We start from the raw sequence: 14640 nt of genomic DNA on the forward strand, positions 1-14640 counted from the left end.
GGCCGTGGGGTCTGTAGTCAGGCGGTGAGGTCGTACTTCTGCTGCTCTGGGCTTTCATGGACTCGGTAGTGCTCGTGGGCAAGGTGGTAGCGCCAGTAGGCGTGTAGGTCTCCGTTGCTGGTCAACGCCCGGAGTTACAAAGCGCTTCGGCTCCGGCGAGCCCCCTGCGGGAGCCGGTGATGTCGAGCCGGTCGGTGATCAGGTGCCGGCAGGCTCCTCGATCACTCCGGTCGCAATCGGCCAGCCAGCAGTGAGTGCTCGGTCGTAGCGGAGGAAGGGTTCTTTGCTGCTCAGGTAGCGGATGCAGACGTCGGCTCCCTGGCGTTTCGCCCGTGGCAGCCGGGCCTTCTTGACCTGGCGTGCGATCGTCTGGGCCGTCTGGCGGACGTTTCCGCTCAGCACGGTCAGGGCGTGGACGGCGACCCAGTCCTCGGCGGCCGGATCACCGGGGTCGTGGAGTGACCACGCGGCCTGCCACAAGTACTCCAGAACGTGGACGAAGTCGATGACGATGTGGACGGTGACGCCACGCAGGACGGCCTGGTCCTGGATGAGGTCGAGTTGGTGGCGGGCGCCGTCGACGAGGACAACCCAGTCCCGCAGATGCTGCGGGTCACGGGCTTCGGCCTGGTCGAAGGCTTCGCCGATCACGGTGGCGGCGTCGTGGATCACCGATCCGTGCAGCCACTTCCCGGTCTCCTTCGGGCCCGGCCGCAGGGCCCGCTTGCCGTGGCATCCGCCGGGCAGGGCGATGATGTCGTGCGGGCGGCGGACGGCGGGGGCGGCGTCATAGACGGCGGTCAGGGTGGCCATGCGTTTGCGGCCCACCTTCTCGCCGGAAGCGAGCCGGGTACGGAACACTCCCGGACGAGTCGCAGCTTTCCGGGTCGCTGGCCGCAATGCATCGGGGCGCATGACAACCCCTTTGCCATCGGCCGAGATCACCAACAGCGTGGAGGCGGTGCAGGGGGTGGGCGCCATCGCCCGGGAGAAGCTGTCGATGTCCACCGCGACCTGGACGGCGAGGTCCTCGATCTGCCGCTTGCCCGCGACTGGGCCGCAGCGGCGTGTAATCGCTTCCCGCGCGGTGTCGAAGGAGGCGTTCACCGCTTCGAGGACGGCCAGTTTCCGCAGGCCATGCGAGTGGAGCCGCTCGGGCAGGGACAACAGAGCGTCGGCCGGACAGACGTTGAGGATTCCAGGTGCAGGCGGGGCAGCCCGTCGGGTCCCATGATCTGGGGCCGGTGGGCGTGGGCAGCGTCCTCTTCGCGTCGGGCCCGCAGATCAAGTGGTCCTGCAGGAGCTGCCGCAGCAGCAACCGGCCCTGGCTGTCGAGGAGTTCTTCCAGGTCGTGGTGGGCAAGACGGCCTGTTTCCGGGGCCGTCAGATGGTCGACGAGCGTGCTGAAGAAACTGGTCGGGGCTGCAAACAGGTCAGCCGTCGACGCCGTGTCGTACGGTTCCACCTCGGGACTCTTCTCGCAGCGGACGGATGGGTTGGCACCTACGACCGTAGGGAGGAGAGACCCTTGGTCACCATCCCTTCACACCTCGTCGCTCCTGTTGGGCGGACGGGCGAACACACCCCTCACCTCTTCCGTCAGCCACCCCCGGCGCACCATTCGCTTCAGCTTCGAACGCACTCCCTCGATCTTCGAGAGGTTCTCGCTGCCCAGCCCGATGCCCTCGGCGAACTGCTTGGCCCGCAACGGAGTCCCGGCATCGGCCAGGACTTCCAGCAGGTCTTGATAGGCCCTGGGCGACACGGACGTCTCAAGGTCCTGCCGCCACTGCGGCACCGTCGTCACGCCGATCCTCAAGCCCGGCCCAGGCTCGGTCCCCCCACGGCCTCGCCTTCGCCGGCCCGCTCCGGCGCCTCGGCTGCCACCGGCACGGTCTCCGCGAGGACCCCATCGACCGTTTCCCGGGTGATCCGCAGACGCGTCAACCGTTCCTCGACCGCCGCGAGCTGCTGCTTCAGCTCATCGATCCTGTTCCGGAGTTCTTCGGCCTGAGTGTGTGCATCCGCTTCCCGGCACGCCAGTTCGTCACGCAACGAGCCCATCGCCGCCTCCAACGTTGTGCCGCAACAGTAGGAGACGTACACACGTCACGGCACCCCGCCGGGAAGCCTTCCCTGATCAGCCCGTCCCCGTAGGAAAGCTACACCCATCGACGTACGCGCAGGCTCTGCGGAGTTGTCGGTCACGCGCCGCAAGTTAGGGCCTCCGCGTACCTGTAACACCCTTTTGCGCCACACCGGTTTGTGCCACACCGGTTGCGGCGAGAACGGCTACTGCGATATCGGGTCTCTCGTGGCGGGCGGCGGGTCGGCAGGAAGCTCGTGCGCCTCTCCCTGCCATCCCCCCGCCATCCCTCTGCCACCATCCGGTGTCAGACCGGCGCCGTCCCGTGCAGCGACGCGCGAAGGTGCGCCACGGCGGTGTCGAGGGCCGCCTTCAGATGGGTCGAATCGCCGGTGGACATCATGATGGTCACGCCTCCCTGGATACCCGCCAGCAGCGCGGCGGCTTCCCGGTCCGCGTCGAGGGACGGCGAAACCAGACCGTTCTCCCGGAGGGAACGGATGCCGCGGGCCAGGTCCTCCTGCCACTGGCGCATGAGTTCCGTGACGATCGCCCGAGCGCCCGGACCGGACCGCCCGACCTGAAGGAACAGCGAGCCCAACGGGCACTCGTCGCCTTGGCGTTCATAGCGCTCCACCACCGCGTCCCGCCACTCCTGCCAGGACTCCCACGTGTCAAGCCGTCCGAGGTGCGGCTGCTGGTCCTCCAGGACGCGGTCGGCCTCGAACTGCGCCACGGCGAGCAGCAGTTGGTCCTTCCCCTGGGGGAAGTAGTGGAAGAGCTGGCTCTTGCTGGTGCCGGTCCGGGCGCGGATGTCGTCGAGCGTCGTGACGGCCGGGCCCTGCTCACGGAGCACCCCGGCCGCGCCCTCGACGATGCGCGCCCGCGTGGCGCGCCCCTTCGCGGTCAGCGAGTCCTGCATCACGTCAGCATGTCTCCCCTCGACCATCACGTCTCCTCTCCCCTCGACGGTCACGTCGTCTCCGGACCATCACGTTTCCCCCTCGCCGGCCTCGCCGCCACCTCCACGGCCACGAAACGGGGCCGATCCACCGGGCCCGAGCCCGGCTCCGGCCCCGGACCCGAACCTGGCCCACAGCCCACAGCCCACAGCCCACCCTACGGCTCGCACCCCCCGACTGGACTTGCTGGTCCATTTTCTCCGGCGCACAGTGGTCCCCACATCGCGCCGGACACCAACGGCCCAGCGGACAGGGAGAGCACGCCATGAGTGAGCGACTGCGGGACAAGACAGCTCTGATCACCGGATCGACCAGCAACATCGGCCAGGCCATCGCCGAAGCGTTCGCCGCCGAGGGGGCCCACGTCATCGTGTCCGGCAGGAACAAGGAACGGGGCGAGCACGTCGTCGCGGGCATCCGCGCCGACGGGGGCCGGGCCGACTTCCTGCCTGCCGACCTCGACGGCAGCCCGGCCGCGTCCCGGGACCTGGCCGAGCGAGCCCGGGAAGCTCTCGGCGGACGCATCGACATCCTGGTCAACAACGCGGGCGTGTATCCGTCGCCCTCGACCGCCGCCACCGACGAGGACACCTTCGACCTGGTGTACGGGGTGAACGTGAAGGCCCCCTTCTTCCTCACCGCCGCCGTCGCCCCCGTCATGGCGGACTCCGGCGGCGGAGCGGTCATCAACCTCGGCTCCTGGATCGCACGCCTGGGCGTACCGCTCGGCTCGTTGTACAGCTCCACCAAGGGCGCCATGGAGACGCTCACCCGGGCGTGGGCCTCGGAGTTCGGCCCGCGGGGCGTGCGCGTCAACGCCATCTCGCCGGGCGTGGTCCTGCCCCCTTCGCCGCCCGGTGCCGAACCCCACCCGGGCCGGCTCATGATGCGGGGCACCCCGGCAGGGGAGGTCGGCGCCCCGAGCGCCATCGCGCACGCGGCGGTGTGGCTGGCCGGCGACGAGGCGGCGTTCGTGCACGGCACGGTGGTGGATGTGGACGGCGGGCGGACGGGGGTCGCCGTGGTCGCGGCGTAAGGCGAGGCACCATGGTCGCGGCGTAGGGGCAGGGGTGCCGTGGTCGCAGCGGCGGATGCGGGCCCGCCGAGGCTCAGGGCGTGGGACCTCCCCGATACCGAAGGAGGGCTGCTCGCTGCGACAATGAGTGTCAGAACACGAACATGAAGGGCAGGCCGCCGATGGAACCACCGCACCCGGCCAGGGACGTGCTCGATCACGTGGGGTACCGCCTCAAGAAGGCCCACTCCGCCCTGCGCGGCGCCATGGACACCGCGCTGCGCGCACACGGCCTGACCGTGCCGCAGTACTCCTGCCTCGAAGTGCTGGCCGCGCGTCCCGGCCTGTCCAACGCCGAGCTCGCCCGCGCCACCTTCGTCACCCGCCAGTCGATGAACGTGGTCCTGCGCGGGCTGCAGCGAGAAGGGCTCATCGAACGCCCCGACACCGTCGAGACCGGCCGCGCCCGCCCCACGACCCTCACGGCCGAGGGCCTCCGCAAGCTCCAGGCCTCGCGGTCAGCCGTCTACGCGATCGAGGCGCGCATGATCGAGGCCATCCCCGACGGCCGTCTCGACGCCCTCTTGGAGGACTTCGACCGCATGGCGGAAGCTCTCGGCGGCTGAGCTGCCACGCGGTGCGGTCGTGGCACTGCCGGAGGCGGACGCGACGCATCCAGGAAGGGGCAGGAACGGGAGCGGGAAACGTGAGCTCGCCTCCCGAACCCGGAAGCTGACGAAGCAGCGGCCTATGCGGGGGCGCCAGTTCGGAGGATGCTGAGCGGACCGCCGCGGGACCCCGGGCAGACCCGGGGGGCCCGAAGGGGCGTGCCCGTTCGCTTCGACCGGGGGGAGTGCGCTGTGAAGGCCATCGTTCAGGACGTCTACGGCTCCGCGGACACGCTGTACTTGCGGGACGTAGAACGCCCCTCCCCCGCCGCGGACGAGGTGGTGGTGCGCGTGCACGCCGCCGGTGTCGGCCCTGACGTCTGGCATCTGATGACCGGGCTGCCCCTGATGGTCCGCCTCGTCTCCGGACCGCGCAGGCCCAAGAACCCCGTACGGGGCTGGGACGGCGCCGGACAGGTCGAAGCGGTCGGCGCGAAGGTGACGGGCTTCGCGCCCGGCGACGCGGTCTACGGGCACCTCGACGGCTCCTTCGCCCAGTACGCCCGCGCCAAGGCCGAGAGGATCGCGCCGAAACCCGAGAACATCACCTTCGAGCAGGCCGCCGCCGTCCCGGTCTCCGGCGTCACCGCCCTACAGGCCCTGCACACCAAAGCACGGCTGCGAGCAGGGCAGAAGGTGCTGATCATCGGTGCCTCAGGCGGGGTGGGCAGCTTCGCCGTCCAGCTCGCCGTCGCCCACGGCGCCGAGGCAGTCGGTGTCTGCGGCAGCGGTTCCGCCGAGTACGTACGCTCCCTCGGCGCCACGGCCGTACTCGACTACACCCGTCAGGAGATCACCGACGGTCCCCACCCCTACGACGTCATCCTCGACGCCGCCGGCAACCGCCCCCTTTCCCTGCTGCGCGGTGCCCTCGCCCCCGAAGGCACCCTGGTGCGCGTCGGCGGCGGGGGCGACAGCCGCTGGTTCGGCGACACCGGCATCCAGCTGCGGATGGCACTGCGGAACCGCCTCTCGCACCAGCACCTCCTCGGCATGCTGGCAACCGTGCGCCGCGCGGACCTCGTGCGGCTCACGTCCCTCATCGACAACGGTGACCTCACACCGGTCGTCGACAGCGCCTATCCCCTGGCCGAGGCACCGGCAGCCGTCCGCCATCTGAAGCGGGGCCACCCCCGGGGCAAGGTCGTCCTGACCGTGCCGCCCGAAGCCTGAGACCGCGCCCCACGGAACCTCAGACCGTGCCGCCCATAGCCTGAGACCGTGCCGCCCGGAGCCTGAGGATGCTCCGGCTCCGGGTCCCGGCCCGGCTTCGGGTCCGGCTCCGCCGCTTTTGACGAGCATTGCCGCGCCGTCCCGGGGCAGCAGCAAGGTAAGGGCCGATTGCGGCGCTTCGACCACTGCGCAGCGGCTCGTGGCGGCGTGACGCCGTGTCCGCTCCTGCCGTGCCCGGCTCTGTCGCGCTCGCCCTCACCACCGCTGATCGACTGCTGGTCCACCTCTGGCCCGTAGGCTCCACTTCCCGCCCTGGAGGCGCTGATGTCCTATTACCCGGCGATGATCGCGAGCGCCGCCCTCCTCACCGTCGGCACCGCCTACGCGGTGTACGAGCACGCGTGGCTGCCCGCCTTCGCGCTCGTGCACGGTGCGGGACTCCTCGTCCTCTGGGCCCGGGGCGAGCGGGCGGCGCACCGTCGGGCACTCGCTCTCGCGCAGCGCGCCGAACTCGCCGCCCGTCCCGATCCGGACCCGCCCCTCGCACCGCATCTCCAGTCCGAACTCAAGCGCGCATGGGCGGAGTTGAACTCCGCGTGTTGTCTGCCCGCGGGCCTCTCGCACCACACCGAGCACGACCCCACGTTCTGCTCCCGCAACAGGCACGCCATGTGAGCCGTCGACGTACACAGGTGAGCCGCCGACGTACCGCGGCGACAGACGTACGCGCCGAGGCGGCGACAGACGCAGCCGAGGCGGCGACAGAGGTACGCGTGCGAGTCCGGTTCGACGCCGTACGGCTCAGCCGTTGTTGCCCGGGATCAGGAACAGGTGGATCGACTGGTCCTTCGCGCGCAGCCGCTCGCTGCCCGCGCCCTTCTTCGCCCGGTCCGACACGATCACCACATGGTCGGCGGAGACCCAGGACACGCCCTCCGGGTTGCCGTAGACCGTACGCCCTTTGCCGTCGGTGGGCAGGCGGTGGACCGTGCCCTCGTCGACCTGCCACTTCTTGACGTCGAGGCGGCCCGTCCAGAGTGCGGACGACGCCTGCGAGAGCACGGCGATCCTTCCGTCGCGCACGGACACACTGCTGTAGTCCTCGAAGGGCAGCGATCGCGGCAGCCGGATCGTGTCCGTGTGCGCCCAGCGCTTTCCGTCGCGCCGGAAGACCTGGATGCGCCCGCCGCCCGGCCTCCTGCCCTTCCTCCCGCCCTGGCACCGGTTCCCCTCGCACAGGGCGAGGAGGTGGCCCGTGCCCGAGCGGTCGATCCACTCCAGTCCCTCCATGCCCTTGTTGGCGTCCGCCAGGGCGAAGTCGAGGTGCGCCGAGGCGATCGGGCGCAGCTTCGCGTCGTACTCCTGTACGCGGGCGCGGTAGCCCTTGGGCTTGACCGGTTCGGCCTCGCTCAGGGTGAAGTAGCGGTCGTGCAAGGTGTCGTGGGCGAGGTCCTCGTACCCGGCGTTCGCCTGTTTGCTGTCGGACTTCTTCCGGTTGACGGTCATGACGCCGTTCTCCGGCGCCTTGGGGGACAGTTCGCTGCCGACGCGGATGAATGAGGGCAGGTTGTCGCAGACGATCAGGAAGGCGCCGTCGTGGTAGAGGACACCGCTCGCCTCCAGGCGGGTGCCCGCGCTGTCGCCGATCAGGTCCTGGATTTTGGCCTCCTTGACGAGGCGCAGCTCGCGGATGTCCGCCTTGGACGAGACCTTGGACTTGTTCTTGGCCTTGGACTTGTCCTTGGCCATGCTCTTGGCTTGGGCCTTGTCCTTGACTTTGGCCTTGATCTTGGAGATGGCCTTGGACTTGGCGGCCCGGGAGGTGGCCTTCGGCTTCGGGGTGGCCTTGGTCCCGGCTCCGGCCTTGTCCGGCTTCGTGGTCGTGGTCGTGGTCATGAGGGCAGTACCTCCATCGCGCCCGGGAACACGGCCCCGCTGGCGCCGTTGGGATAGGTTTTGCGCAGCTCGGCGAGCTGCTCACGCGCGCGGTCGTAGCGCATGCGCGTGTAGTGGAAGATTCCGTACGTGAACTGCGAGCCGCGGCTCAGTTCCCACTGGCGGTACGCGGCGCGGTAGACCTCGTCGTTGGTGAACTGCCGTCCGGTGAAGGGCTGTCCGTGCTGGCTCGTGGACTCGCCGTACGCGGCGGACGAGACGAGCTGCCACAGGCCGTCGCTCCGCCCGGAGCCCTCCGCGCCGAGCAGCGCCGCGACCCGCTCGGGGCCGAACTCCGTGTCCAGGAGGTACTCGAGGTGGTCGAGGTAGTACTGGCAGAAGTCGTGGTGCCGCAGCAGGTTGGTGAACAGCGGCAGGCGCGACACCTCGTGCGGGGCGTGGGTGATCCGGCAGTAGTCGCGGCTCATCGCGGGCCAGTCGAGCAGGTCCGTGTACTGCCAGGGCGTCGAGAAGAAGTCGATGCCCGAGCTGTTGTCGTAGTCCCACGGCATGAACGTGAAGTACGGGCGGGCCATGAAGCCCGCCGGGTCGCCGAGGCGGCCCGAGTTGTAGAGGTAGTAGTTCGACGGGGTGGCGAAGTAGTTGTCCCAGCTGCCCAGGAGGACGTTGGCGCCCGCCCAGCGCAGGAAGGCCGGGACGTTCAGGATCTGCTCGACCGTCTCGCGGAAGGCGTCGGACGCGAACCGGTCGTCGCCGCCCGTCAGTTGTACGCCGTTGACGGCCCGGACGAGGGCGGCGAGGTCGTCGTAGGTGCTGGCTGCGGGATCGTCCTCGTTGGTCTTCAGGCGGTAGGTGCGGTCGTCCTCGCGGCTGCCCGCGGTGAAGTACTGGCGGCCGCTGTCGGCGCCGTCCCTGCCGGGGCGGTGCTCCAGGGTCGCGCAGCCGATGTCGCCGCAGTACGCCTTGTACAGGTTGCCTTCGGCGTTCTTGCCGAAGTGGTCCTTGAGGAACTTCTTGTCGACCTGCTCGATGACCGAGAACAGCCCCATGTAGCGGTCGTTGATCGAGAACGTGGCGTACGTGTGCCGCGCCGCGGGGACGCCCGCGCGTTCCAGGAGCCGCCAGGCTACGGCCTCGCGCATCTGCGAGGGGTCGTTGTACATCGCCTTGAGGTTGATCCGCTCCATGCCGTGGAGCCGGTCCTCGCTCGCACCGACCTCGAAGTCGATCTTCCAGGAGCGTTTGGGGGCGTGCGCGGTCAGGTTGCCGCTGTTGACCATCGAGAACAACGGGGTGGCGAGCAGCGTGTCGTCGGGGCTGCCGCTCCGCGCCAGGGTCAGCCGGGCGCCCGGCGGCGCCTCCCGCACCTCGTCCGCCGTCAGAACTCCGGGCGGCCAGCCGGTCACCTTGACCTGGTACATGTCCTGAGCGAAGAACTCCGCCTTGTCCTGCGCGGCGTCGAGGTACTCGTCCACGATCGCGCCGATCGCGGTGAGCTGCCCGTTCGGATCGAGCCGGACGAGGCCGGCGTCCGCCGGAGCGCCCGGTACGTCTCCCTGCTCGGCGAGCAGCAGGTCGTACAGGGCACTGAACTCGGCCTTCGTCCGCAGCGCCGCGTCGGTCGGTCCCGCCGCCGCGTTGGCCCGCTCGGCGAGCCGCCGGCCCGTGCCCGGCGGCAGCGCCGAGGGTACGACGATCTGGTTCTTGAACGCGTCCCGGAACGTGCCCTTGCCGATGATCCTGTCCACGGCGGCCTCCCTGGGATCCCTGGGTGAGCTTTCCTCTCTACGCCCGGCGGCACATGACCGCCAGACCGAGAACCGGCCTGGCGGTGGTGCGCAGGGCGGGAGGGGCGGCTCTGCCGTTCCCCTGCTGCGGGGCCTCAGCCGAGCATCGACATCAGCAAGCGGTGGGTCTCGGCGTCGGCGGCCGCGACGAGTCCCCGGCCCTCCGGTCCGAGCGGTCCGCCGTCGACGCCGGTGACCACGCACCCGGCGGCCCGGCACAGCGCGATACCGGCGGCGAAGTGCACGCTCCCCGACAGGTCGCCGCCGTCGGTGACGTACGCGGCGCGCTTTCCGGCGGCGACCCAGGCCAGCGCGAGCGTCGTGGAGACGACCCGGGGCCGCAGCCTCGCCACGAAGTCCGGGTGCGCCAGCAGGTCCACGGCCCGGAACTTCGGGGCGCTGGGGAACGGCGGGTCCAGATTGACGTCCACGAGCCGGGTGGAAGCCGTGGGGGCCAAGGGAACATCGGCGCCGTCCCGGCGCACCCAGGCGCTGTCACCGTCGGTGCCGAAGATCTCGCCGCTGAACGGGTCGGCCACCGCCGCCGCACCACCGCGCAGGGCGACGTTGACGGCCACCAGCATGTTGCCCACGGCGTAGTTCAGCGTGCCGCACAGGGGATCCACCAGCCACTGCCGCTCCGCGTCCGCCGCCCCCTGCTGCCCGCCCTCCTCACCGAGCACGGCGTCGTCGGGGCGGGCGGCACGGATGACGCCGAGTATCGCCTTCTCGGCCTCCACATCGGCTGCGGTGGCGAAGTCCCCGGCCCCCTTGTCGATGCGGGCGAGGCGCCGACCGTACAGATCGCGCACCACGTCCGCGCCCGCGCGTGCCGCCGCTGTCGCCACACCGGCGTCGTCCAGTCCCGCAGATGAGTTGATCATGCCGCGCATGGTAGCGGCGCCCGGTGCGGGCGAGCCCTGCGGTGACCGTGCCGGGCGCCCTGCCGCCGGTCACCGGTCACCGGCCGCGGGCCGCCGGTCGCCCATCGTCCGCCACCACTCACCACTCACCACTCACCACTCACCACTCACCACTCACCACTCACCACTCACCCAGGCATATCTCGCTGAGCTCCCCTGCGAACACCTGGCGCGCGTGGCTGCGCATCCTTCGGCCGTACTCCCGGTCGTCGGCCAGCGTGGAATAGCCGGGCGCCTCGCGGGCGGCGAGCAGCCCGGCGGTGTCCGCCAAGTACACGTCCAGGCCCGGGTACATCAGCTCTATGCACGGCAGGTCGTCCACGTCGAGCGCGAACACCGGGTACTCGCCGTACTCGTCGGGCTCACCGGTGGCCAGGACCCGGCGCGAGTCGGAGCCGCCCGGCAGGAGGAAGCACTCGTCGAACCGGGACGACAGCGGTTCGTAACAGGCGCCCCACATGTCGCCGTACTCGTCAAGGGCGAGTTGGCCGAGGGTGCGCGGCGTGAAGCGGTACGCCGGATCGAACCAGTCGAACCGGCGCAGCATGCCACCGTCGTACGCGAGCCAGCGCCGCAGGCTGGGCGGCAGGGGGCGGCCACTGGGGAACACCGCGGCGTCCAGCACGTCGGCCGGCACCGGTTCCGCTGCCCCCGCCACCCATGGCCCGGCCCACGGGGCGTAGTCCAGGATCAGCCGGGAGGGGTCCGCCTCGACCGAGGCGATGACGCGTTCGGTGAGGGCGACGCCATGAGCGGCGTCGGTCGGGAGAGCCATGCTGCGATGTCCTGTCGGTCGAAAGCCTCGGTGGTGCCGGGACGCCAAAATGTACGGCCTGGCACTGACAGTCGAGGTTTCCGCCGGGTGCCGCGCGCGGGTCCCGAGGACGGCACCCGCACAAGCTCGGGCAGCGAGAGATCCCCGAGGGCGGCCAGGAGCAGGTGGCCCGTTGTTCTGTGCGCGGTCGCGGATGGTCGAGGCCTCATGGGCTTTCGCTCCGCAGGGCGACTTCCGTTCAAGACATGCCCCTGTGCAAGCCCGCCGCACTCACCGATCTGCGCCCGCCCGGGGTCTTCCCACGTCATGGTCCATCAAGGCGCAGGATGGGCACCGGTGTGCGCGTTGTCGCAGCGAGAGATCTCAGCCAAGTTCGTCCGGACGCAGGGATGGATCGTGCCCGGGCGGGCACTCTGGATGAAGGCCCGCCGCGCTCCCCCGTCGCGGCGGGCCGCTCACCCTCCGGCTGTCGGGCTGCCCCGGCCGCCCGACGTCCTGATGTCCTCAGCCGCGGTGGACGCTGACGGCATAGCCGCCGCCCTCGTACGGATCCGCGTCCCACGTCGCGAAGCGGTCGACGAGGGTGAGTCCCGCCGCGGTGCAGCAGGCGTCGTACTCCGCCAGCGTGATGCCGGGCGGCACCGGCAGATGGGCCTCGTCCAGGCCGAACCCGGCGACCAGCAGCCCACCCGGGCGCAGCGTCGCCGCGAGGCGGCCGGCCACCCTGGCCTCGGTGCCCGGCGCGAGGAGCGGGAAGATGTTGCCGGCGGCGACCACCAGGTCGAAGTCCGCTGCCGCACCGCATTCCGCCGGGTCGAACTCGGCCAGGTCGGCTCGGATCCAGTTCAGTTCCGGCGCCTGTCTGCGGGCCACGGCCAGCATGGAGGCGTCGAGGTCGACCCCGACACACTCGTACCCGAGTTCCGCCAACCGGATCATGACCCGGCCGGTGCCGCAGCCGGCATCGAGCACCCGCGCTCCCGGGGGCACGAGCGCGGCGCAGAACCGTGCCTCCCCGTGCATGTCCTTGCCGCTGCCTGCCAGGGCGGCGAACCGGCGGGCGTAGTCCTCTCCGGACGTCCCACCAGTCAGTTCTTTCCATCGGCTCATGTGAGGAAGGGTAAGCGAGGGGCGTGAGTGAACCCGGATGGAACCCGATCGCGCCCAGCGGCGAAGGAGAGGTGACACAACGAGTCACGAGCCCGTCACCAATCTCATCGCTCGGCACCGCCGCGCCGAGGCACGCCCCGCCGAGGCCCGCCGCTTCGAGGCGCTCGCCCGGGTGCCGGCTTCGGTGGTGCGTCCTCCGCGGCGCCGATGGGTGTCCTGCACGGCTTATCGAACGAAGAGGGAGTCGGCGAGCGCCGACTCGTCCGGGCCGCCGGCGTCGATCCGGCAGGCGACGCCCTCCGCAGCCGCCATCGCGCTCTCAGTCTCCACCACCAGCCGCACCCGCTCGGACTCTGCCAACCGGTCGTCGTGCAGCACCCGTTCGACCAGGGAACTGGCGGTCCCGAGATGCCTGCCGGTCATCAGGAGCTGGTACCAGTCGTTCGGGCCCTCCAACTCCCCCGGCGACGCCGTCCGCAGGCTGTCGTCCAGCTTCGGCAGGAGCTTCGGGCCACACCGCCCCAAGGCCGGCCCCATGGAAGGCAGAGTACTTGGATCACATCACGCGGAGTGCCCACTTGGGACCGGCCCTACCGTCAAGGCATCCCGGTGATCCTGATCTCGGCCACCACACCATCGCCCCGCAGCGTCAGCACTCCCCGGCCTTCCCGTCGTACGCAGTCCAGACGGCCCAGCGCGGTCTCCCTGCCGTTCGGCCCGCCGACAACGACACCTTCGGTGGTGGCCATGACCAGGAGCGTCTCACCCTCCGCGCACTCCGCCTCCACCGAGGACTCCGAGGACTCCGAGGACTCCGAGGACTCCGAGGCGACGGTGACGATCCGCACCTGAGCTCGCGCCCTCTCCCTGCGGGTCATCACATTCAGATTGCGGACCCGTCCCGCCACCAGGCGGCAGTCCGTCACCGCCGCGCCGGAGAAGGTGAAGGGGCTCAACGGCCCGACCGTCCGCGGGACGCCGTCGACGGTCAGCACCATGCCCGCGCCCTCGACCGCCGTGATCACACGGTCGATCCCGGGGAAGGACGAGAACGGGCCCTCCGCCTCCACGTCCGCGACACTCACCCGCCAGTCGAAGCCGCCCGCGGACTCCCGCGGCGCCGGGGGCGCGGACACGTCAGTGCTCGACGCAAGCTCTCCGACCACTTCACCGCTCGACGCAAGCTCCCGGACCACGTCACCGCTCGACGCGACCTCCTGGGTCACGCCGCCGCCATTCCTCCACGGCACACTGCGGTAGTCCTTCCAGCGCAGCACGTCCCCGCTCACCCGGCACCGCCTCCTGTTGTTCTCTCGTCTTCGTCATCTCGTCGGCGGGCGCCCCGGCTCGGGACCACCTGGCGCACATTGGCGGATTTCTCTCGCTCCGCTCATGGCAGCCTCGCACTACTTTGCGCACTCCAGGGCACTTCCCCACGGAAGGAATGGCCATGAGCGATGCGTTGAAAGACCCGATCCACGCCTCGGGGCAGCTGCCGCGGGTGGCAGTGATCTGGAACTCCGATCGCTATGAAGTCACCACGAAGGGCGCCTGGGTGGACGTGCCAGGGGCCGTGGTCCCGGCACAGGTCGGTCAGGGCACCCCGAGTCTCGGCGGTCTGTTCGTGGCGACCTTCACCGCCGAGACACTGATCGGCGGGCAGCCCAGCGTGGGCAACCTCGACATCACCTTCGGCGGCCAGGACGGCCACCCGCAGAGCACGAACCACCGCTACGCCACCGCCCAGAGCGCCGAGGAGTGGGGCAGCCTCACCACCATCCGTGCCTTCGAGTACCCGGCCGAGCCCACCGTCAGGGACGCCACCATCAAGGTGAAGATCTACCTGGCGTCCGGCAATGTGTTCGGGTTGCAGAACTGGCTGCTCAAGGTCGAGCGCTACCCCTACCAGAACAGTGCCTTCTGACCTGTACGCGCTGCTCCGTACGCAGTGCTCCGTACGCGCCGCTCCGTACGCGGTGCTCCGCATGCATGCTGTGACCCGTACCCGGTGACCGGTGACTCGTACACACTGATCCATGGGCACCGACCCGCCGCCTGACGCGGAGCCGACGCGGCTTCTCTTCAGGCGGTCAGACGGTCGCCGGACGGCATGGTCGGCCCCTAGGAGTTGTCTTCAAATGTCACGCCCACATCAGGAGCGAGGCGAGAGTGACGGCTGCCTGGTAGGACTCGGCGGTCTTGTCGTAGCGGGTCGCGATGCCGCGCCACTGCTTGAGGCGGTTGA

At 70.2% G+C, this 14640-nt stretch carries 15 protein-coding genes and 2 pseudogenes; 5 read left to right on the top strand and 12 right to left on the bottom strand.

Annotation, left to right across the window (positions count from 1 at the left end; translation table 11 throughout):
- Positions 1-17: 17 nt before the first annotated feature.
- The 4 genes and pseudogenes from GPA10_RS38110 to GPA10_RS38125 all read right to left on the bottom strand — a co-directional run bounded on the left by GPA10_RS38110 (position 18) and on the right by GPA10_RS38125 (position 3008).
- Positions 18-1465: pseudogene (locus GPA10_RS38110) on the bottom strand (ISKra4 family transposase).
- A gap of 78 nt (positions 1466-1543) precedes the next feature.
- Positions 1544-1807 carry a hypothetical protein gene (locus GPA10_RS38115; RefSeq protein WP_157169411.1) on the bottom strand — a complete coding sequence of 88 codons (264 nt, stop codon included), beginning with the start codon at positions 1805-1807 and terminating at the stop codon, positions 1544-1546.
- A gap of 8 nt (positions 1808-1815) precedes the next feature.
- Entirely contained in the window at positions 1816-2106 is a 291-nt protein-coding gene (locus tag GPA10_RS38120; RefSeq protein ID WP_157169412.1) for a hypothetical protein, read from the bottom strand.
- Between the two features lie 287 nt (positions 2107-2393).
- Positions 2394-3008, bottom strand: coding sequence for a TetR/AcrR family transcriptional regulator (locus GPA10_RS38125; RefSeq protein WP_157169413.1), 615 nt, complete (start codon positions 3006-3008; stop codon positions 2394-2396).
- A gap of 305 nt (positions 3009-3313) precedes the next feature.
- Here GPA10_RS38125 and GPA10_RS38130 point away from each other — a divergent pair, with 305 nt between their 5' ends.
- From GPA10_RS38130 to GPA10_RS38145, 4 genes are all read left to right on the top strand, one after another.
- On the top strand, positions 3314-4084 hold the full coding sequence (locus GPA10_RS38130) for an SDR family NAD(P)-dependent oxidoreductase (RefSeq protein WP_157169414.1): 771 nt from the start codon (positions 3314-3316) through the stop codon (positions 4082-4084).
- Between the two features lie 143 nt (positions 4085-4227).
- Positions 4228-4689, top strand: a complete 462-nt coding sequence (locus GPA10_RS38135; protein WP_058850676.1) for a MarR family winged helix-turn-helix transcriptional regulator — start codon at positions 4228-4230, stop codon at positions 4687-4689.
- 234 nt (positions 4690-4923) lie between these two features.
- The gene (locus GPA10_RS38140; protein ID WP_343041784.1) at positions 4924-5904 is read left to right on the top strand and encodes an NAD(P)-dependent alcohol dehydrogenase; all 981 of its coding nucleotides are present in this window, start codon (positions 4924-4926) and stop codon (positions 5902-5904) included.
- Between the two features lie 324 nt (positions 5905-6228).
- Positions 6229-6579, top strand: coding sequence for a hypothetical protein (locus GPA10_RS38145; protein ID WP_157169416.1), 351 nt, complete (start codon positions 6229-6231; stop codon positions 6577-6579).
- A gap of 126 nt (positions 6580-6705) precedes the next feature.
- Here the strand turns inward: GPA10_RS38145 and GPA10_RS38150 are convergent, their stop codons facing one another.
- The 7 genes from GPA10_RS38150 to GPA10_RS38180 all read right to left on the bottom strand — a co-directional run bounded on the left by GPA10_RS38150 (position 6706) and on the right by GPA10_RS38180 (position 13684).
- On the bottom strand, positions 6706-7800 hold the full coding sequence (locus GPA10_RS38150) for a hypothetical protein (RefSeq protein WP_157169417.1): 1095 nt from the start codon (positions 7798-7800) through the stop codon (positions 6706-6708).
- The gene (locus GPA10_RS38155; RefSeq protein ID WP_157169418.1) at positions 7797-9548 is read right to left on the bottom strand and encodes a CotH kinase family protein; all 1752 of its coding nucleotides are present in this window, start codon (positions 9546-9548) and stop codon (positions 7797-7799) included. Before GPA10_RS38155 ends, GPA10_RS38150 begins: the two co-directional genes overlap by 4 nt.
- Before the next feature lie 134 nt (positions 9549-9682).
- Positions 9683-10471 carry an inositol monophosphatase family protein gene (locus GPA10_RS38160; protein WP_157169419.1) on the bottom strand — a complete coding sequence of 263 codons (789 nt, stop codon included), beginning with the start codon at positions 10469-10471 and terminating at the stop codon, positions 9683-9685.
- A 160-nt stretch (positions 10472-10631) separates the two neighbouring features.
- Positions 10632-11285, bottom strand: coding sequence for a hypothetical protein (locus GPA10_RS38165; protein ID WP_157169420.1), 654 nt, complete (start codon positions 11283-11285; stop codon positions 10632-10634).
- A gap of 504 nt (positions 11286-11789) precedes the next feature.
- On the bottom strand, positions 11790-12395 hold the full coding sequence (locus GPA10_RS38170) for a class I SAM-dependent methyltransferase (RefSeq protein ID WP_157169421.1): 606 nt from the start codon (positions 12393-12395) through the stop codon (positions 11790-11792).
- Between the two features lie 225 nt (positions 12396-12620).
- Complete coding sequence (locus tag GPA10_RS38175) at positions 12621-12932, bottom strand: hypothetical protein (protein ID WP_198351830.1); 312 nt, start codon at positions 12930-12932, stop codon at positions 12621-12623.
- Between the two features lie 59 nt (positions 12933-12991).
- Positions 12992-13684: a HutD/Ves family protein gene (locus GPA10_RS38180; RefSeq protein WP_343041785.1), complete on the bottom strand. Its 693-nt coding sequence runs from the start codon at positions 13682-13684 to the stop codon at positions 12992-12994.
- Positions 13685-13845: 161 nt separating this feature from the next.
- On the opposite strand from GPA10_RS38180, the gene GPA10_RS38185 reads away from it, so the two are divergent.
- The gene (locus GPA10_RS38185; RefSeq protein WP_058850684.1) at positions 13846-14319 is read left to right on the top strand and encodes a hypothetical protein; all 474 of its coding nucleotides are present in this window, start codon (positions 13846-13848) and stop codon (positions 14317-14319) included.
- Positions 14320-14536: 217 nt separating this feature from the next.
- Here GPA10_RS38185 and GPA10_RS38190 read toward each other — a convergent pair.
- A pseudogene (locus GPA10_RS38190) lies at positions 14537-14640 on the bottom strand (IS5 family transposase); the annotation flags it as partial.

The organism is Streptomyces typhae, assembly GCF_009755605.1.
In the GTDB taxonomy this organism is placed as follows: Bacteria; Actinomycetota; Actinomycetes; order Streptomycetales; family Streptomycetaceae; genus Streptomyces; species Streptomyces typhae.

What these genes read in the sequence shown, in the direction of transcription:
- GPA10_RS38150 (WP_157169417.1), bottom strand. Translation starts at nt 7,800, where the DNA reads ATGACCACGACCACGACCACGAAGCCGGACAAGGCCGGAGCCGGGACC.
- GPA10_RS38135 (WP_058850676.1), top strand. Translation starts at nt 4,228, where the DNA reads ATGAAGGGCAGGCCGCCGATGGAACCACCGCACCCGGCCAGGGACGTG.
- GPA10_RS38165 (WP_157169420.1), bottom strand. Translation starts at nt 11,285, where the DNA reads ATGGCTCTCCCGACCGACGCCGCTCATGGCGTCGCCCTCACCGAACGC.
- GPA10_RS38170 (WP_157169421.1), bottom strand. Translation starts at nt 12,395, where the DNA reads ATGAGCCGATGGAAAGAACTGACTGGTGGGACGTCCGGAGAGGACTAC.
- GPA10_RS38160 (WP_157169419.1), bottom strand. Translation starts at nt 10,471, where the DNA reads ATGATCAACTCATCTGCGGGACTGGACGACGCCGGTGTGGCGACAGCG.
- GPA10_RS38125 (WP_157169413.1), bottom strand. Translation starts at nt 3,008, where the DNA reads ATGCAGGACTCGCTGACCGCGAAGGGGCGCGCCACGCGGGCGCGCATC.
- GPA10_RS38145 (WP_157169416.1), top strand. Translation starts at nt 6,229, where the DNA reads ATGTCCTATTACCCGGCGATGATCGCGAGCGCCGCCCTCCTCACCGTC.
- GPA10_RS38185 (WP_058850684.1), top strand. Translation starts at nt 13,846, where the DNA reads ATGAGCGATGCGTTGAAAGACCCGATCCACGCCTCGGGGCAGCTGCCG.
- GPA10_RS38175 (WP_198351830.1), bottom strand. Translation starts at nt 12,932, where the DNA reads ATGGGGCCGGCCTTGGGGCGGTGTGGCCCGAAGCTCCTGCCGAAGCTG.
- GPA10_RS38130 (WP_157169414.1), top strand. Translation starts at nt 3,314, where the DNA reads ATGAGTGAGCGACTGCGGGACAAGACAGCTCTGATCACCGGATCGACC.